The 18,123-nt window shown below is 63.2% G+C and carries 16 protein-coding genes; 10 read left to right on the top strand and 6 right to left on the bottom strand.

Annotated elements, in window-relative coordinates; all coding sequences use genetic code 11:
* Nucleotides 1-891 carry an ROK family protein gene (locus F3I62_RS06455; protein WP_160488835.1) on the bottom strand — a complete coding sequence of 297 codons (891 nt, stop codon included), beginning with the start codon at nt 889-891 and terminating at the stop codon, nt 1-3.
* A gap of 174 nt (nt 892-1,065) precedes the next feature.
* On the opposite strand from F3I62_RS06455, the gene F3I62_RS06450 reads away from it, so the two are divergent.
* The gene (locus F3I62_RS06450; protein ID WP_160488834.1) at nt 1,066-3,096 is read left to right on the top strand and encodes a methyl-accepting chemotaxis protein; all 2,031 of its coding nucleotides are present in this window, start codon (nt 1,066-1,068) and stop codon (nt 3,094-3,096) included.
* Nucleotides 3,097-3,156: 60 nt separating this feature from the next.
* Here the strand turns inward: F3I62_RS06450 and F3I62_RS06445 are convergent, their stop codons facing one another.
* From F3I62_RS06445 to F3I62_RS20285, 3 genes are all read right to left on the bottom strand, one after another.
* On the bottom strand, nt 3,157-3,939 hold the full coding sequence (locus F3I62_RS06445) for a TatD family hydrolase (protein ID WP_160488833.1): 783 nt from the start codon (nt 3,937-3,939) through the stop codon (nt 3,157-3,159).
* A gap of 110 nt (nt 3,940-4,049) precedes the next feature.
* Nucleotides 4,050-4,205 carry a hypothetical protein gene (locus tag F3I62_RS20130; protein WP_178122493.1) on the bottom strand — a complete coding sequence of 52 codons (156 nt, stop codon included), beginning with the start codon at nt 4,203-4,205 and terminating at the stop codon, nt 4,050-4,052.
* Nucleotides 4,206-4,649, bottom strand: coding sequence for a hypothetical protein (locus F3I62_RS20285; protein ID WP_256667660.1), 444 nt, complete (start codon nt 4,647-4,649; stop codon nt 4,206-4,208).
* 128 nt (nt 4,650-4,777) lie between these two features.
* Between F3I62_RS20285 and F3I62_RS06435 the strand changes: the two genes are divergently transcribed.
* Nucleotides 4,778-5,965 (top strand): NnrS family protein, encoded by a 1,188-nt coding sequence (locus F3I62_RS06435; RefSeq protein WP_160488832.1) that lies wholly within the window; start codon nt 4,778-4,780, stop codon nt 5,963-5,965.
* A 9-nt stretch (nt 5,966-5,974) separates the two neighbouring features.
* Entirely contained in the window at nt 5,975-6,415 is a 441-nt protein-coding gene (locus tag F3I62_RS06430; protein ID WP_160488831.1) for a CopD family copper resistance protein, read from the top strand.
* Between the two features lie 16 nt (nt 6,416-6,431).
* Here F3I62_RS06430 and F3I62_RS06425 read toward each other — a convergent pair whose 3' ends face one another.
* A complete protein-coding gene (locus F3I62_RS06425) occupies nt 6,432-7,259 on the bottom strand; it encodes a DUF4344 domain-containing metallopeptidase (protein ID WP_372240087.1) in 828 nt (275 codons plus the stop codon).
* Nucleotides 7,260-7,706: 447 nt separating this feature from the next.
* Here F3I62_RS06425 and F3I62_RS06420 point away from each other — a divergent pair, with 447 nt between their 5' ends.
* From F3I62_RS06420 to F3I62_RS06400, 6 genes are all read left to right on the top strand, one after another.
* Nucleotides 7,707-10,067 (top strand): DNA polymerase II, encoded by a 2,361-nt coding sequence (locus tag F3I62_RS06420; protein ID WP_160489039.1) that lies wholly within the window; start codon nt 7,707-7,709, stop codon nt 10,065-10,067.
* A gap of 105 nt (nt 10,068-10,172) precedes the next feature.
* Complete coding sequence (locus F3I62_RS20410) at nt 10,173-10,733, top strand: cupin domain-containing protein (RefSeq protein WP_372240091.1); 561 nt, start codon at nt 10,173-10,175, stop codon at nt 10,731-10,733.
* Entirely contained in the window at nt 10,682-10,858 is a 177-nt protein-coding gene (locus tag F3I62_RS20405) for a hypothetical protein (RefSeq protein WP_305983900.1), read from the top strand. Before F3I62_RS20410 ends, F3I62_RS20405 begins: the two co-directional genes overlap by 52 nt.
* Before the next feature lie 5 nt (nt 10,859-10,863).
* Nucleotides 10,864-11,097, top strand: coding sequence for an AraC family transcriptional regulator (locus tag F3I62_RS20400; protein ID WP_305983768.1), 234 nt, complete (start codon nt 10,864-10,866; stop codon nt 11,095-11,097).
* A gap of 238 nt (nt 11,098-11,335) precedes the next feature.
* Nucleotides 11,336-12,289 carry a GlxA family transcriptional regulator gene (locus tag F3I62_RS06405; RefSeq protein ID WP_160488829.1) on the top strand — a complete coding sequence of 318 codons (954 nt, stop codon included), beginning with the start codon at nt 11,336-11,338 and terminating at the stop codon, nt 12,287-12,289.
* A gap of 188 nt (nt 12,290-12,477) precedes the next feature.
* A complete protein-coding gene (locus F3I62_RS06400) occupies nt 12,478-13,959 on the top strand; it encodes a winged helix-turn-helix domain-containing protein (protein ID WP_160488828.1) in 1,482 nt (493 codons plus the stop codon).
* 26 nt (nt 13,960-13,985) lie between these two features.
* On the opposite strand, the gene F3I62_RS06395 is transcribed toward F3I62_RS06400, so the two are convergent.
* Complete coding sequence (locus tag F3I62_RS06395) at nt 13,986-16,781, bottom strand: winged helix-turn-helix domain-containing protein (RefSeq protein ID WP_160488827.1); 2,796 nt, start codon at nt 16,779-16,781, stop codon at nt 13,986-13,988.
* 300 nt (nt 16,782-17,081) lie between these two features.
* Here F3I62_RS06395 and F3I62_RS06390 point away from each other — a divergent pair, with 300 nt between their 5' ends.
* The gene (locus F3I62_RS06390) at nt 17,082-18,098 is read left to right on the top strand and encodes an alpha/beta hydrolase (RefSeq protein ID WP_160488826.1); all 1,017 of its coding nucleotides are present in this window, start codon (nt 17,082-17,084) and stop codon (nt 18,096-18,098) included.
* Nucleotides 18,099-18,123: the final 25 nt, after the last annotated feature.

Below are 18,123 nucleotides of genomic sequence, written 5' to 3'. Positions count from 1 at the left end.
CTACGGCCACAGCCAGGCGGCGCCGCGCACCCCGCTGGAGTCGCCATGGCGAGCCGACAACAGGCGGGTGTTGACCTGGTCGGAGAACACGTGGCGCACCAGTAGCGGTGGCACCTGCTCATACAGCGCGGCGATATTCGACAGGCCGCCGCCCAGCACTATCACGTGCGGATCGAGCAGGTTGATTACCGAGGCCAGGCCGCGTGCCAGCTGGTCGCAGTAGCGCTGCAGCGCCAGCTGGGCGGCCGCTTCGCCAGCCTGGGCAGCGGCCGCCAGTTGCGCCGCATCCAGCCCCAGGGCGCTGCGTGCGGCCCAGCCGGGGCCGCTGAGAAAGGTCTCGATGCAATCGTCCAGGCCGCAGTAGCATGAGCGCGCCGCACCGTCGGTCGGGTTGCGCCAGGGCAGGGCGTTGTGCCCCCATTCGCCGGCGATGGCATTCGGCCCACCGAGCAGGCGCCCGTTAATCACGATGCCGCCCCCCACTCCGGTGCCGAGGATCACCCCGAACACGCTGTCGGCCCCTGCGCCGGCACCGTCACTGGCTTCCGACAGGGTGAAGCAGTCGGCGTCGTTGGCCAGGCGCACCGGGCGCTGCAGCAGCTGTTCCAGGTCGCCTTGCAGGTCCTGGCCGATCAGGCACACCGAGTTGGCGTTCTTGATCCGCCCATGGTCGGGCGAGCGGGTGCCGGGAATGCCGATGCCCACGCTGCCGCTGGCGCCCAGCTGCTGCTCGGCTTCACGCACCAGGCGCACGATGGTCTGCAGGCTTGCCTGGTAGTCGCCCTGGGGCGTCGGCAGGCGCCGGCGCAAGCGTTCGTCGGAGCCTTGCAGGGCGATGATTTCCGTCTTGGTGCCACCCAGGTCAATGCCGAAGCGGAGAGGTGTGCGCATTCTTAACCTTAAGTTACAGAGGTTGAGGTCGATATCCGGTATACAGCTTGAGGAGGTGCATGTGCTTGCCTGAGCACGGCGCCGAGAGAAAACCTGTGACACCCCTATTTTGCCGTTCCAGCGCCGGTCTGCTCCCAACCGGCATACAACAATAATGGCAACAGGAGACGTTTAGTGAATAGCGTGTTGTATCCCGCCATTGCGCTGATGAACCGCCTGAGCTTCGGCATGAAGTTCAGCCTGATCAGTGTGCTTTTCTTCCTGCCCATGCTGATCACCAATTTCTATCTAGTGCGCGACTCCTATCACGAGTTCGTCGATACCCGGTCGGAACTGCAAAGCCTCGAGCTGCTCAAGCAGAGCCTGAAGATGCGTCAGGAGCTGGAGCGCCTCAACGATCTGCTGGAGATCAATGCTGTGCTCGGCCAGTCCGGCGAGTCGGAGAAGCTGGTCGCGCAGATCGGTGCACTGGAAACCAGCATCAATGCCACCCTGGGGCAGTTGCAGCCGAGCAGCAGCGACGCGCAGAAGATCGAAGAATTCAACATCCAGCGTGACGCCATCAAGGCCGCCCTCGATGCGCTCAAGCAGGAGTCTTCGCAGCGCAGCAAGGCCGGCCTGGGGGTCAAGGCGCTGGACAATGCCGAGGTGTTCATCAAGTTCGTCGCCAGCCAGTCTGGCCTCAGCCAGGACGGCGAGCTGACGGTGCGGCAGATGACCGAGCTGCTGACCACGGTCACCCCGCCGGTGACCAAGGCCCTGAGCAAGGGCCGCGCCCTGGGCTCCTACTCCCTGGGCCAGGGCATCCTCGGCTCCTCCGACAGCACCAAGCTCGACGAACTGCTGCTGGAGCTGGAAAAGCTGCACGCCGAATACGGCTTCAAGATCCAGAACGCCCTGCAGGGCAACGCCCTGGCACAGAAGCAGCTGACCGCGCTGGCCGAAGCCAGCCGCAGCAGCCTGACCGAGGGCGGCAGCCTGCTGGAAGAGCAGATCCTCATGGCCGATACCCTGGACGCGCCGTGGCAGGGCTTCTTCGACCGGATGAGCGGCAGCATCGACAAGACCTATGTGCTCGACGATGCGGTGCTGGGCTTCCTCGATGAGGAACTGAGCGAGCGCCTGGCCGCCAAGCGTGTGCAGATGATCCTGCTGGTGGTGGCGCTGGTGCTGGTGTTCCTGCTGATCGGCTACCTGTATGGCGGCTTCTACGTGTCCACCCGCACCACCCTGAAGGGCTTTGGCCAGACCCTGGGCCAGGTCGCCGCCGGCGACATGACGGTCAGGGTCAGCGTCAAGAGCCAGGACGAGCTGGGCGAGCTGGGCCAGGTGTTCAACGGCACCGTGGCGAAGATCCGCGACCTGATCGAGCTGGTCGGCCAGACCGTGACCGAAGTCGAGCGCCAGGCCGATCGCGTCGAGCTGGTCTCCGGCGAGAGCAGCCAGGCGGTCAGCGCCCAGCGCGGGCAGATTGAGCAGGTGGCCACAGCGATGAACCAGATGTCCGCCACCGCCCAGGAGGTCGCACGCAGCGCCGCCGCCGCGGTGGACAGCGCGCACAGCGTCAACCAGGAAACCGTCAGCGGCCGCGGCATGGTCGAGTCCCAGGTCGGCAGCATCCAGCTGCTGGCCAGCGAGATCGAGAAGTCGGTGAGCGTGATCAACCAGCTGGCCGCCGACAGCGCCTCGATCAGCCAGGTGCTGGAAGTGATCAAGGGCATCGCCGGGCAGACCAACCTGCTGGCGCTCAACGCGGCCATCGAGGCGGCGCGCGCCGGCGAGCAGGGCCGCGGCTTCGCGGTGGTGGCCGACGAGGTGCGCAACCTGGCCAAGCGCACCCACCAGTCCACCGAAGAGATCGAGCAGATGATCGGCCGCCTGCAGAGCGGGGTCGGCGCCACGGTGACCGCCATGAACGGCAGCCACCAGATGGTCGAAAGCACCGTCAGCCAGTCGGCCAACGTGCAGCAGGCGCTGGAGAACATCCTCGGCGCGGTGGGCATGATCGTCGACCAGAACCAGCAGATCGCCGCCGCCGCCGAGCAGCAGACCGCGGTGGCCCACGATATCGACATGAACATCGTCGAGATCAACCAGGCCGGCGAGCGCACGGCCGAAGGCGCGGTGCAGACCGAACAGGCCAGCCGCCAGCTGTCCGACCAGGTCGGCCGCCTCAAGGAGCTGATCAGCGCGTTTCGCGTCTGAGTCGCTGCTCGTGCTGCACAAGGCCCGCCATCTGGCGGGCCTTGTCGTTTCTGGATGGTGTCAGTGCGGCCAGCCGAACAGGGCGGCGGCGTTGCGGCTGCTGGCGCTGGCCAGCTCTTCCGCGCCGATGCCGCGTAGTTCGGCCAGGGCCGTGCAGATGTCGGCGAGGAACTCCGGGCTGTTGCGCTGGTTGGCGTGCATGGCCGGGGCCATGTCCGGTGCGTCGGTTTCCAGGACGATGGCCTCCAGCGGCAGCCGGGCCACGACCCTGCGCAGGCGCAGGGCCTGCGGCCAGGTCGGCGCGCCGCCGAGGCCGAGCTTGAAACCGAGCCGCAGGTATTCGCGGGCCTCCTCATGGCTGCCGGCGAATGCATGGATGATCCCGCCGCGCTTGAGCTGGCAGCGCTTCAGGGTGGCGATGGTGGCCGCGTGGGCGCGGCGCACATGCAGCAGGACCGGCAGCTCGAACTCGGCGGCCAGCCGCAGCTGGGCCTCGAACAGTGCCTGCTGGCGCTGGCGGTCGAGCTGGTCGAGGAAGTAGTCCAGGCCGAACTCGCCCACCGCGCAGAGCCGGGGATGGCCGGCCAGGCGTTCGAGCCAGTGGCGCAGTTCGCCCAGGTGCTCGGGGCGGTGCTGCTCGAGGTAGACCGGGTGCAGGCCGAAGGCGGCGTACAGGCCGGAATCGTCCTGCACCAGGTCCCACAGGCGCTGCCAGTTGGCCTGGTACACGCCGAGCACCACCAGCTTCTCCACGCCCAGGGCACGGCTACGTGCGAGCACGGCACTGCGGTCGGCGTCGAAGTCGGGAAAGTCGAGATGGGTGTGGGTATCGATCAGGTGCATGGGCACAGCATCGGCGATTTGCCGCCAGGTCGCCAGCCCGCGCGTGGTGGCCGGAAACGGCGAAGGCCAGCAATGGCTGGCCTTCCTCTGTTGCCAACCCGGTGCCTGGGTCAGCAGTTGCCTTTCTTGGCCTGTCCGGGCGGGCAGTGGTGCGGGCCGCCACCGTCGCCGCCGCCACCGATGTCGATGCCGATACCCGGCAGTCGTAGGCTGCAGCCGGTCATGAGGATGGCCGCCATGGCCAGGATCAGCAGACGCGCGCTCATTTAGCAGCTCCCTTTCATGCGATGCCCGGGAGGGCAGAAGCTGCCACCGCCGTGGTGGCCGTCGCCGACATCGAGGTGGACCGAATCGACATCGCCGATGCGGGCATGCACGCCAGGGGCGCTGAAGCTGCAGCCCGACAACAGCAGGACCGAGCCTAGAACCATTACCGCCAAACTCTTCATTGGAATACTCCTGAACTTCCATACGCAAAAGACAACTGCTGCGACCGTGTCGGGCACGGTTCTGCGCGCAGTTGGACGCGGCGATTTAGCGCGCGTTCCATTGCAGCAAGTTTTCCCGATGGCCTGTGCCAAGCGGTCGACAGTTTTGCCTGAATGCGTCGCGCTTTTGCGAGGAATTTCCGGATTTTCAAGGGCTTGCCAGGCGGCAAGGGGGCGCCGGTAAGACTGCGGCGGCAGCGCCAGGCTGGCGGCGGTGGCCACTGCGGTTTTCCGCTGTGTGCTTCGTCGGCTTGATTTCGGTCATGGCCTTGGCCAGGTGGCAGGTCATGATGGTGGCCAAGTGTCCATTGATGTGGTCGTACGCCGGCTGGCGTGGAGCAGGAGCAGCTATGCAGATTCTCGACAAGCGCAAGGCGATGGCAATCACGCCTCTGCTGCGTCTCGGCTTTCGCCCGTTCTTCCTGCTGGGCAGCCTGCTGGCGGCGCTGGCCATTCCGTTGTGGCTGCTGGCGCTGCAGGGCTGGCCGCTGGCGGGGCAACCCCTGGGCGGCTGGCTGGCCTGGCACCGCCATGAGCTGGTGTTCGGCTTCGCCGGGGCGATCATCGCCGGCTTCCTGCTGACCGCGGTGCAGACCTGGACCGGGCGGCCGAGCCTGTCCGGCAAGCCGCTGGCGGTGCTGGTGGCCATCTGGCTGCTGGCGCGGCTGCTGTGGTGGGCGGGCTCGCCGTTGTTGCTGCTGCTCGGTAACCTGCTGTTCTTCGCCGGCGTGGCGCTGGTGATGGCGCGCCTGCTGTGGGCGGTGCGGCAGAGTCGCAATTACCCGATCGTGGCCGTGCTACTGCTGTTGCTGGGCGCCGACCTGCTGACCCTGCTCGGCGTGCAGCAGGGCAACGACGGCTGGCAGCGGCAGGGCGCCTGGGCCGCGGTGTGGCTGGTGGCGGCGATGATGGGGCTGATCGGCGGGCGGGTGATTCCCTTCTTCACCCAGCGCGGCCTCGGCCGGGTGACGGCGGTGCAGCCCTGGGCCTGGCTGGACTGGGCCTTGCTGCTGGTCAGCGCCGTGCTGGCCGTGCTGCATGCCGCCGGCATCGCATTGCTGGCGCAGGCCTGGCTCGGCCTGGCGTTCGCCGCCCTGGCCCTGGGCCATGGCATCCGCCTGGTGCGCTGGTTCGACAGCGGCCTGCTGCGGGTGCCGCTGCTGTGGTCGCTGCACCTGGCCTATGCCTGGCTGGTGCTGGCCTGCGCCGGCATGGCACTGTGGCATTTCGGCCTGCTCGGCAATCCCAGCCAAGCCCTGCATGCCCTGACCGTCGGTGGCGTGGGCGGCCTGATCCTGGCCATGCTGGCGCGGGTCTCGCTGGGGCATACCGGGCGGCCGCTGGAACTGCCTCGCGGTTTCGCCCTGGCCTTCGTGCTGCTCAACCTGGGCGGTGTGTTCCGCGTGCTGGGGGTCGGCTTCTGGTACCTGCCGTCGCTGTGGCTGGCGGCCATCTGCTGGACCTGCGCCTTCGCCCAGTACCTTTACTGCTATGCGCCCATGCTCTGCAGCACCCGCGCCGACGGGCATCCCGGCTAAGGAGTGGTGATGGGTTATCTATTGCTGAAGTTCGTCCACCTGAGCGCCGCCGCCTTCTTCATCGGCGGAGTGTTCTTCGAGGTGATGATTCTTAGCCGCGCCGCCCGGCAGCTGGAGGCGGCCCCGCGCGAGCAGCTGTCGCGGGCGCTGGGGCAGCGTGCCCGGCAGGTCATGCACTGGGTGGTGCTGGCACTATACGGTGCCGGTGTGGGGCTGGCCTGGCAGTACCGGGCGGTGCTGCGCGAACCCTTCGCCAGCAGCTTCGGTACCTTGCTGGTGCTGAAGATCGGCCTGGCGCTGAGCATCCTCGGCCACTTCGTTGCCGTGGTCTATCTGATGCGCAGCGGGCGCATGACCCCGGCCCGCTCGCGCTTTATCCACCTCAGCGTGCTGGTGCAGATGCTCGGCATCCTGTTCCTGGCCAAGGCCATGTTCCTGCTGAGCTGGTGAGCGGCTGCGCCGGCACTCAGTGGCTTGGCGGCCGGGGGAGCGCTCGCGACCTGGCCAGCTGGTGAAAGTGCTCGAGGCTCTCGTAGCAGAGCACGACCTCGGCATTGCGCGCGTCGTACCAGGCGTCGGGTGCGCCGCAACTGCTCAGGCGCAGGGTTGCGTCACGGGGCAGGTCGAACATCGCGCTGGCCTTGTCGGCTACCGCCTCCAGCTCGCCGGATGCCTTGACCTTGGCCAGCATCTCCGGCCCGTAGCTCAGGTGACCGGGGGGCTCGTCGTACAACACGCGGATGCGCTGCCGGATGGGGCTGCCGCGGGGGCGCTGCAGGCGTTGCTCGAACCACTGCACGGCATATTGCGCCTGGCGGTATTCCTCGTCGCAGTAGAGCGCCCGTTCCACCGGCAGGCCGGTGGTCTGGATCATCCAGTCGAGGCGATCGGGGTCGCTGCCGTAGGCCAGGCAGGCGATGTTGTAGAAGCGCTGGGCATCCAGGGCGTGGCTGTCCCAGGGCTGGATCTCCTCATGGGCCGGCTTGGGCCGCTGCGACTCCAGGCGCCAGTACTCGGCCACATCGAGCAGCTTCTGGTAGAAATCGGCATCGCGCGGCTTGCCATACAGCAGGAACAGGCCGATGAAGCCCAGCTGGTCGGCGGCGTCCTCCTCGCGTCCGAGCACCGGCAGCTTGAGTTCGTGGATCAGCAGATGCCCCATCTCGTGAAGCAGGGTGAACTCGGCGTTGGCGGTGATGAAGCGCAGCTGGTCGGCGCTGAGCGCCGGTTCCTCGGCGGCGGCCAGGCGGCAGAGCAGAAGCAGCGTGAGTCCACCCAGTAATTGCTTGAGCACCGCAGCCTCCGGCCACCTCGATAGTGGGGCAACTCTGCGAGTTGCGCGGGCAAGATTCAAGGGGTGGGCGCCGGTGCCAGCAGCCCGGTGGCGGTGAGGCCAGGGCTAAACATGACCTCGGCCCTTTTGCCCAGGCAACAAAAAACCCGCCGAAGCGGGTTTTTCTCAGACCATTCCGACATCCTGTCAGCTGCCTTCCTGGCGATGGTCGATCATCCTTGATCCCGATGAGCGTCCTGCTCATCAGTGATGGGCTTAGATTAGGCGCACTGACCGGTCGCCGACAGGGCCAATCGCAGCCTTGCCGTGTAAGCCTTTGGCTATTCGTGCACGAGACATCGACCGGCTCGGGTTGCCCTGGGCTGGCCCGCAGTGGCTCGAAAACCAGCGTGGATCGCCCCGGGCCAGTAGAATCGGACGGTGAACCAGGCATTCGAGGTGGCAGCGGTGGATCTACAGCGGGGCTTTGTCCTGACCCGGCACTGGCGCGATACGCCGGCTGGCACGCAGGTCGAGTTCTGGCTGGCGACCGACACCGGCCCGCGTCTGGTGCGCGTGCCCCATCAGCCGTCGGTGGCCTTCATCCCGGCCGAGCAGCGCGCGCGTGCCGAAGCACTGCTGCAGGGCGCGCGCGGTGCGGAACTGCGTGAACTGGGCCTGTACGATTTTCACCACCGCCCGGTGCTCGGCCTGTACTGCCCGCAGCATCGCCCGCTGATCAACCTCGACAAGCAGTTGCGCAAGGCCGGCGTCGACGTCTACGAGGCCGATGTGCGCCCGCCGGAGCGCTACCTGATGGAGCGTTTCATCACCGCGCCGGTACACTTTGGCGGTACGCCCGGTGACGGTGGCCTGCTGCTCGAAGCGCAGCTCAAGCCGGCGCCAGACTACCGCCCGCCACTGCGCCTGGTCTCCCTCGACATCGAAACCAGCGAGCATGGCGAGCTGTACTCCATCGCCCTGGAAGGCTGTGGCCAGCGCCAGGTGTATATGCTCGGCCCGCAGCCCGCAGTGGCTGCCGAGGTGGATTTCGACCTCGACTACAGCGCTACCCGCGCCGAGCTGCTGGAGCGGCTCAACCACTGGCTGGCTCGCCACGACCCCGACGCGATCATCGGCTGGAACCTGGTGCAGTTCGACCTGCGCGTGCTCCACGAACATGCCCAGCGCCTCAAGGTGCCGCTGCGCCTGGGGCGTGGCGGCGACGAGATGGGCTGGCGCGAGCACGGCAGCGGCAAGCACTACTTCGCCGCAGCAGCCGGCCGCTTGATCATCGACGGCATCGAGGCGCTGCGCTCGGCGACCTGGAACTTCCCCTCGTTCAGCCTGGAGTATGTCGCACAGACCCTGCTCGGCGAGGGCAAGTCGATCGATACGCCCTACCAGCGCATGGACGAGATCAATCGCATGTTCGCCGAGGACAAGCCCGCCCTGGCGCGCTACAACCTCAAGGACTGCGAGCTGGTGACGCGCATCTTCGCCAAGACCGAACTGCTCACCTTCCTCCTCGAACGCGCCGCCGTCACCGGCCTGCCGGTCGACCGCAGCGGCGGCTCGGTGGCGGCCTTCACCCACCTGTATATGCCGCTGATGCACCGCCAGGGTTTCGTCGCGCCCAACCTCGGCGAGAAGATCCCGCAGGCCAGCCCCGGCGGCTTCGTCATGGCGTCGCGCCCGGGCCTGTACGAGTCGGTGCTGGTGCTCGACTACAAGAGCCTGTACCCGTCGATCATCCGCACCTTCCTGATCGACCCGGTGGGCCTGGTGGAAGGTCTGCGCCATCCCGACGACAGTCAGTCGATCCCCGGTTTTCGCGGCGCGCGCTTCTCGCGCAGCAAGCACTGCCTGCCGGCCATCGTCGAACGGGTCTGGCAGGGGCGCGAGGCGGCCAAGCGCGACGGCAATGCGCCGCTGTCGCAGGCGCTGAAGATCATCATGAACGCCTTCTACGGCGTGCTCGGCTCCAGCGGTTGCCGCTTCTTCGACACCCGCCTGGCTTCGTCGATCACCCTGCGCGGCCACGAGATCATGCGCCGCACACGCGAGCTGATCGAAGCCGAAGGCCATGGGGTGATCTACGGCGACACCGACTCCACCTTCGTCTGGCTCGGCCACGAACATGCCGAAGAAGACGCGGCGCGCATCGGCCTGGCGCTGGTGCAGCGGGTCAACCAGTGGTGGCGCGAGTACCTGCAACAGGAATACGGCCTGGACAGCGCGCTGGAGCTGCAGTTCGAGACCCACTACCGGCGCTTCCTGATGCCGACCATCCGCGGCGCCGAGGAGGGCAGCAAGAAGCGCTACGCCGGCCTGGTACGGCGCGCGGACGGGCGCGAGGAGATGGTCTACAAGGGACTGGAAACGGTGCGCAGCGACTGGTCGCCGCTGGCCCGGCAGTTCCAGCAGGAGCTCTACCAGCGCATCTTCAACCGCCAGCCCTACCAGGCCTATGTGCGCGACTACGTGCGGCGCACCCTGGCCGGCGAACTGGACGAGCTGCTGATCTACCGCAAGCGCCTGCGCCGCCAACTCGGTGATTACCAGCGCAACGTGCCGCCGCATGTGCGCGCGGCGCGCCTGGCCGACGACTACAACCAGCGCCAGGGCCGGCCGCGGCAGTACCAGAACGGCGGCTGGATCAGCTACGTGATGACCCTCGCCGGGCCCGAGCCGCTGGAAACCCGCAGCACGCGGATCGACTACGAGCACTACCTGTCGCGCCAGCTGCAGCCGGTGGCGGACGCGATTTTGCCGTTCGTGGATGACGACTTCGGCCGTCTGGTCGACCGGCAGCTGGGGTTGTTCTGAGGGGATGTCGACTCCCGCACTGCCGGCGGCAGTAGCGGCAAGATTGCAGGGCGGATCGGCTACTGTGGGTTGGAATGCTTCACCCTGGCATTCGGCTCTGTACTGGTGGCTCCAGCAGGAGTGCGTTCTGACCAGGGCGTCATTGGTCTGAGCGCAGGGGTGGCAGGGCAGGGCTTGGGGCGGAAAGTGACCTCGCTACTGGTCGATCGACTTGCTGCGCTTCTTGGGCACTTCTCCGTCAGTGCCCGCACTTTTCAAACGGGCCCTCTGTGCGGTGTCAACGAACTGGGTGGCTCTCTTGGCTATGGGCAATTGCATTTGCTGAAGAGCGGGAAGGCTGAGGTATGGCATAGCAACACCAGAGCTCATTGCCTCGACGGCCCGGCCTTGCTGTTTTATCCGCGCCCGATTGCTCACCGGTTTGTCACCGACCAGGAGCATGGTGCCGAATTTGTCTGTGCCCACATTGAGCTTGAAGGTGGCGCTGCCAACCCCCTGGCGAACGCTCTGCCCGCGTGCGTGTGCCTTCCCTTGTCGCAGATGCCCGACAGCTTGCCGGTGTTGATGCTGCTGTTTGCAGAAGCGGGAGAGCTGCCAACTGTGGGCGTCAGGCCATGCTCAACCGATTGTTCGAGGTGTTGCTCATCCAACTGCTCAGGCAGTTGATGGAAAGCGGCGGCGCCCAAGTTGGTCTTCTCGCCGGCCTCGCGCACGTTCAGTTACGGCGCGCAATCGTCGCCATTCATGAAGCGCCGGAAAAAACTGGTCGGTTGAATCGCTCGCAGGTTTAGCAGGTATGTCCCGTAGCGTGTTCGCTAACCAGTTTCGTGACGCACTGGGTGAGACGCCTGCAGGTTATCTCCAGCGCTGGAGAATCGGGCTAGTACAAAAATGGCTGAAGAATGGCCAGCCACTCCGACTGATTGCCGAGGAGGCTGGCTACAGCGGAGAGTCCGCCCTTTCACGCGCATTCAAATCACAGTGCGGCATCTCGCCTAAGGCATGGCTCCGTCAGCAGCGGCTGGAGTAGAAGGTAGAGCAACCTGCGCTCATTACCATTCATATCTGACGCTATCGGCCAGACTGCAGTGCCCGGATTATGTGCGTGTTCACGATGAGGCTCTGTACTCTCCAAGGACTCCGGGCCTATTCATGTTGATGCCAGGCCCTTTGCCCCTGATTTGTCTACGCTCAGCAGGTTGAGTGTTGATCGCTGGCCATTGCCAGCGCATCTTTAACAGTCTTTGCCTCACCGATGGTCAGTACTGATGAGATCTGTAGCTGTAGTGGTATTTCAGGACATGCTGTTACTAGATGTAGCTGGTCCGGTCGAGGTTTTCTCCATCGCCAATCGCTACCTGGAACCGGAGCATCATTACAAAATTACAACTATCAGCTCTGAGGACGAGCTTCGGGTCCGCACTTCTAGCGGCATCGCCCTCACCGCAGATACTGGCATTGACGGCGCCATTGAAGCCTATGACGTATTGCTCGTGCCGGGCGGCCCGCATGCCTACAACCAGGTGTTTCCTCGATTGCAGTGTTGGTTGCGTAATCAGGCTCCCAAGGTGGGGTGTCTCGTTTCAATCTGTACTGGCGCCTTTATCCTGGGTCAGGCCGAGCTGCTCGATGGGCGCAGAGTCACCACCCACTGGAGCTATATTGAGCGGCTTGCCCAGGCCTTCCCAAAGGCCGAGGTCGAAACGAATCAGGTTTTCGTAAGAGACGGAAACCTGATCACCTCTGGAGGAGTAACCACCGGAATTGACCTGGCGTTATCCATCGTTGCCGAGCACCACGGAAAGCAGATCGCTCTGGCAGTCGCGAAGGTACTGCTGGTCGTAATGAAACGGCTGGGGGGGCAGATGCAATTCAGTCCTCTGGTTGCTGCCGTGGCGAAGGAAGACTCGCCCGTCGCTAGAGTGCAGAGCTATGTACTGGAAAATGTGATGGAGGATTTTAGCGTCGAGAGAATGGCGGGGCTGGTGGCCATGAGCTCACGACATTTTTCCCGTGTCTTCAGTCGTGAAGTGAATATGACTCCCATGGAATTTGTGCAGCGCGTACGCATCGACCATGCGCGCAAACTGCTTGAAACATGCGATATCCCATTGAAGACAGTGGCCTATCGCAGTGGGTTCGCTAGTGCTCGCCAGATGAGAGTGTTGTTCAGCAACAAGCTAGGGCTCACGCCCATGCAGTACCGGCGCAAATTCGGCTAGGCGGTCAGTGTCCGTCTAGCACCTCCAATTGTCCGTCATTGGTCCATCGTCTGCGTTTTTTATTCACAAATGACTGAGATCCTATCGTGTGGAATTACGACTAGGAGAGGCTCAATCTCGGACGGGAATTTGCGTCGCCTGTGGTTGGCTACGCCAAGCCTGACCGGGTGCTAAATGCCTGTAATCGCATGAATAGAAATAGAATCAACCACACCGATGTCGTGCTGCTCTTTGGTCCGTTTCGCTACTACGTGCAGCGCCGGCAAATACTAAATGGCGACCGACCCATGCGGGTTGGCAGCCGCGCCTTGGATATCCTTCACCTGCTGATTGAGCATGCGGGCAGCGTAGTCAGCAAGGAAGCCCTCATGGCGCGCGTCTGGCCTACTACGGTGGTTGAGGAGATCAACCTACGCGTTCACATCGCGGCCTTGCGCCGAGCTCTGGCAGACGGTGAGGGCGGGCAGCGCTACATCGCAAATATTCCACAACGCGGGTATAGCTTCGTCGCTGATGTGCAAGTGGGCGACACATCCGAAGTCGTTCACGCTGAACTGGCTCGCGAGGCGCAGCACAACCTTATGGGACGTTTGTCGCCGATCGTCGGACGGGAGGCCGTGGTCGATGACCTTGTGCGAAAGCTACCGACACGGCGCTTACTCACGTTGGTTGGCCCAGGTGGCGTTGGCAAGACGACCGTTGCCCTGCGAGTGGCTGAGTTGCTACTGCCGCACTATGAGGATGGCGTCTACTTCATCGATTTAAGCACGCTGGTTGACCCGGCATTGATCGCTGCCAAGGTGGTCAGCACACTCGGCCTTGCTCGGCTTGACGATGGTGCTCGTTGTGGTTTGGCGCGCCATTTGCTCTCTCGCCACAGTCTGCTGGTGCTCGATAACTGCGAGCACCTGATTGAAGGGTGTGCCGTCCTGGCCGAGGGGCTGCTCATGGAGGCGCCGCGCCTAACAATCCTGGCGACCAGTCGCGAGCCGCTCATGGCAGAAGCCGAGTGTGTGAAACGGATCGAGGGGCTGGTAGTTCCTCCGCCAGAGGCGTCGAATCTCGAACACGTACTGGACAACTCGGCCGTTCGCTTATTCGTTTCGTTGGTACTGGCGCACTGCCCAGATTTTGTCCTGCGTCAGCAGGATGCCCCCATCCTCATAGATATCTGCCGCCAGTTGGATGGTTTGCCGCTGGCGCTCGAGTTAGCAGCGTCACAGGTCGAGGTCCTTGGACTAAACGGCCTGTTGAACCAGCTTGAGCGCCTACTGGAGCTGCTCACTCATGGGCGAAGGACTGCCCCAGCCCGCCACCAGTCGCTGCGTGCCGTTCTTGACTGGAGCTATGACTTGCTGAGTCCGCTGGAGCAGGCAGTCCTTCGGCGTTTTGCCGTGTTTAAGGTAGCGATTTCACTGGATAACGCTGTCAGCTTTATCGTTTGTGAGCAGATAAATGAGGCGCAGGTCTTCGAAGCTATTACCCAGCTGGTATCCAAATCCTGGCTGGCTGTTGAACTGGTCGACTCAGTTGTGCATTACCACCTACAGAATATTGCGCGCGTTTATGCTCTGGAGAAGCTCAAGGCGGGGGAGGAGTACCGAGATATTCAAAAGCGTTATGCCCAGCAACGAAATATTCGAGTAATTGAGGGCCTGAAGCTTTCCTGAGCGCAGGTTCAGTAAGAGGCAACCGTCTAAGTCGAATACTCATCGAGGAGTTGCTTAGCTTCGAGCAGGTCTGGGGTTGCGAATCCCTCGCTGAAACGGCGATAGACCTGTTCCAGTGTTTCTCGCGCTTCACGGGTGCGACCAAGGTCCCACTGCAGCCTAGCAAGGCTGCAGGCTGATCGTAGCTCCCAGGCTAGAGCGCCTTGCAGGCTGGCAATTCGAAGCGCTTTGCGTAGCAGCGACTCGGCTTCAAACGTATCTGGGGCTCTACAGCTAAGCAGACTTACTGCTCTGACGCGTAGCACCTCCGCAGTGACCCAGCCGGCCTCACCTGACTGCGCACGAGCGAACATTGCGTCATCGACATAGGTCGTACAAAGAGTTGCCATGATGTCGTTGATCATGCCGTCTCTCTGCGGAAGGGGGCTGTCTTCCATGTTTTTTACTGGCATACAGAGCGCTCGTGCATAGTGCTGTGCCCAGCCATGAAACATGTTCATGGACAGCTTGCGAGTCTGCTCCAGTAGTAATTCGAGCAATGCATTGCTGGCTTCACAGTGGCCGTTATAGCGGGCTATGACCCACCCCGAGAGCGCCAAGGTGTAGCAGAGGGATGAGTCGTGCCCGATTTGCTGGGCCAGCTGCAGTGCCTCCACTGCTCTGTGCCAAGCCTGCTCCGGATAGCCCTGTAACCACAGAATGCGGGCGAGCAAGGTGAGGGTGGCGACCTGCTGGTCGTATTGCACACCAAAGCCGTTGGTAAAGTGTCCAGCCGGCGCGCCGCTGACAATTTCTTTAAGGGCGTACTCGGCATGCGCCCTAGCCTGTGGCTGATTGCCCGCGAAGTGCTGAGCCAGTCCGCTCAGCCTCTGTACGCTGAGCGACAGCTCGGGATTCTTGCTCAGGCATAGCCAATCGAAGTGGCGAGTCTGTTTCAGCGCCGCCACATAGTCGGCACGACTCAGATTCACAGCCATCAATCCTGAAGCCGCCTTGAGCTGGCTGGCCAGATCGTGGCAGCGTTCGGCCAGTTGCCCAGCCTTGACGAAGGCTTCGACGGTCTCCGGTGTACCTCCGCGGGTGTGATAGCAGGTGCTGCCCAGCACCAAGTTAAGCGTCACCTGTAGCGTCATGCAGGGTTGTAGGTTTTTTTCCAGTACGGAAAGAGCGCTGGCCACATAGGCGCTGTGTTCTTTGAACAGGGACAGCTCTTGCCAGACCGGTGTCGAGTTGGCGGTTAGCAGCACGGCAATTGCCTCTTCTCCTGATACCGAGAAGCTCCAGTCGAGCGCCGCGCGCAGATCGTCCACGCACGGTGCGATGCGCCAGATCCACTGCTTGGTCGGAATAGACTCCCATTGCTTGAGGGCCTGGTTCATTGCGGCAAGGCAGTAGTGCGCATGCTGCCGGCGTATTTCTGTCTCCTCTGCCGCTGCGCGTAATTTTTCTAGGGCGTAGGTGCGGGTTGTATCCAGCAGACGGTAATACACTTGCTCATCGCACTTAACGGCGCTCACCAGCGATTTAGCCACCAATTGGGAAATTGTTAAGCACGGTAAGGGGGCTGCTTCGTCGTTTCCGATGAGCTGGGACGCAGCTTCAAGGGTGAAGCTGCCTGGAAATACACTCAGTCGGCGCAAAGCTGCCTGCTCGTGTGCCTGCAGGAGATCATGGCTCCAGTCCAAGGTGGCGCTAAGGGTCTGCTGGCGTGCGGGTGCAGTCCTACGGCCGCGCTTAAGTAATCGAAAACTGTCGTTCAGCTGCGTTAGCACCCCGCTGAACCCCACGGTGCCCAGTTGGGCTGCGGCCAGTTCAATCGCTAATGGAATACCGTCCAGACGCCGGCAAAGCTCGGCGGCTAGCTGCAGCTCGGTGTCGCTCAGTTCGAACTGTCCATGATTAGTTACGGCGCGCTCCATCAGCAGTTGCATCGCTGGAAAAGTCATCGCCTGTGCGAGTGTCATTCCGGGCTCAGGCTGCGGAAAGGCAAGTGGTCCCAGGCGCTGTACATGCTCGCCATCGGCACGCAGAGGCTCGCGACTGGTAGCCAGGATGTTGATATGCGGGGCTGCCTTGAGCAGGGTTTCTGCTAGCTCGGCCACCGTATCAATCAGGTGTTCGCAGTTATCCAGAATTAGCAGCATCTGTTGATCGCGCAGATAACGAACCAGGTTGCTTATCGACTCCTCGTCATGCAGGTTCAGTTGCAGCACTGCGGCAATGGTCGACGGTAGCTGGGCCGCTTTTTCGAGAGGAGCCAGATCGAGCATACGGACGTCCTGCCGGTCGTTCGCCAAAAACCACTCGGCGACCTGCAGCGCCACCGTGGTTTTGCCTATCCCACCGGGTCCCACCAAGGTAACGAAACGCCTATGCCGCATTTGTCTTGCGAGGCTTTCGACCTCTCTAGCACGCCCGATAACCGGACTGAGGCGACGGGGGAGGTTGTGCATTTTAGGCTTGGCAGGATCCCTCGACGGTCGCAGCCACGTGACCGGTTCGACAAGGGTGTAACCACGTAGCGGAATGGTGGCGATGAATCGCTGACCGTCCCGACCATCCCCGAGCGCCTTACGCAGCGCGGCGATATGCACCCGCAGGTTGGTCTCTTCCACCACGCTGCCAGGCCACACGCGGGCAATCAGCTGATCCTTTTCTACCGCTTCCCCCGCGTTCTCTAGCAGAACCAGCAGGATCTCCATTGCTCGGCTGCCGAGGCGTATGGGGTAGTCACCCTTAAGGATCAGCCGCCTGTGCGGGTAGATGGTGTAAGGGCCGAGCGTCGCAACAACCTCGTTGCCAATGGTCGAGTCTTGATTCATGCATTTTCCTGCATATCCCCCGCCTGTGAGCAGAAGGCGTATGCGCTCTATATATCGATATGTTGTTTAGGCCATCGGCAGATGCGGCGGCCTTAAAACTTCATTCAAATCAGTGATCTATCTTTTGGAAGGTTAAGCGAATTCGACCAGTCTCAGAGTAGTGGCACCACAACGATTAACAAGCCTTAACTCGGTAAATGCCCGGAACGGGGAGAAGAATAATTGGCAAGCGATGCGCACTCGACGCCCATTTCAATCCGGGTTGGCAAGCAAGGCGCCTATCCACTCAGAGGAAAAGTCATGACTCCCCAGAAAAACTTCATTGCCGCCACGCTCACCCTAATCAGCGGCATCGCACTCGCTGCTGGCAGCCCGGGAGTGGAGCGGGAAACCCAAAAGTTTCTTGAAGCATTAGAGGCGGGCGGAGGTAAGCCGCTTGAGACCCTCAGCCCGCAGGATGCACGCGCGGTACTGGTCGGCGCCCAGGCTTCGGTCAAGGTCGATATGTCCGGCGTGAGCGTCTCCGAGAAGACCATTAAGGCGGGCGGCCAATCGATCCCGCTGACCATCGTCCGCCCCGAAGGCGCGAAGGGCGAACTGCCTGTGTTCATGTTCTTCCACGGCGGCGGCTGGGTGCTCGGCGACTACCCGACCCATGCCCGCCTGATCCGCGATCTGGTGGTGAACTCCGGCGCCGTGGCCGTTTATGTCGGCTACACGCCGTCGCCGGAAGCCAAATACCCGACCGCCATCGACCAGGCCTATGCAGCGACCCAGTGGGTGGGCGAACACGGCAAGGACATCGACGTGGACAGCTCGCGTCTGGCCGTGGCCGGCAACAGCGTCGGCGGCAACATGGCAGCGGTGGTCGCCCTCAAGGCGAAGGAAGCCGGCACGCCGAAACTGCGCTTCCAGCTGCTGCTGTGGCCGGTGACCGATGCCAGCTTCGAGACCGGCTCCTACAACCAGTTCGCCCAGGGCCACTTCCTGACCAAGCCGATGATGCAGTGGTTCTGGGACAGCTACACCACCGATCCCAAGCAGCGCGCCGAACGCTTCGCCTCGCCGCTGCAGGCGTCCACCGAGCAGCTCAAGGGCCTGCCGCCGACCCTGATCCAGACTGCCGAGTTCGACGTGCTGCGTGACGAGGGCGAGGCCTACGCACGCAAGCTGGACGCTGCCGGCGTCACCGTCACCGCGGTGCGCTACAACGGCATGATCCACGACTACGGCCTGCTCAACCCGCTGGCGCACATCCCGGCCGTGCACGCTGCCTTGCGCCAGGCCGGTGCTGAGCTGAAGAAGCACCTTCAGTAACTGACTAACCGGGAGCGCGTGCAGA

The organism is Pseudomonas sp. R-28-1W-6 (assembly GCF_009799925.1).
Classification (GTDB): domain Bacteria; phylum Pseudomonadota; class Gammaproteobacteria; order Pseudomonadales; family Pseudomonadaceae; genus Aquipseudomonas.
Note: the sequence above shows the minus strand (reverse complement) of the source record. Positions and strands in the feature narration are given on the sequence as shown.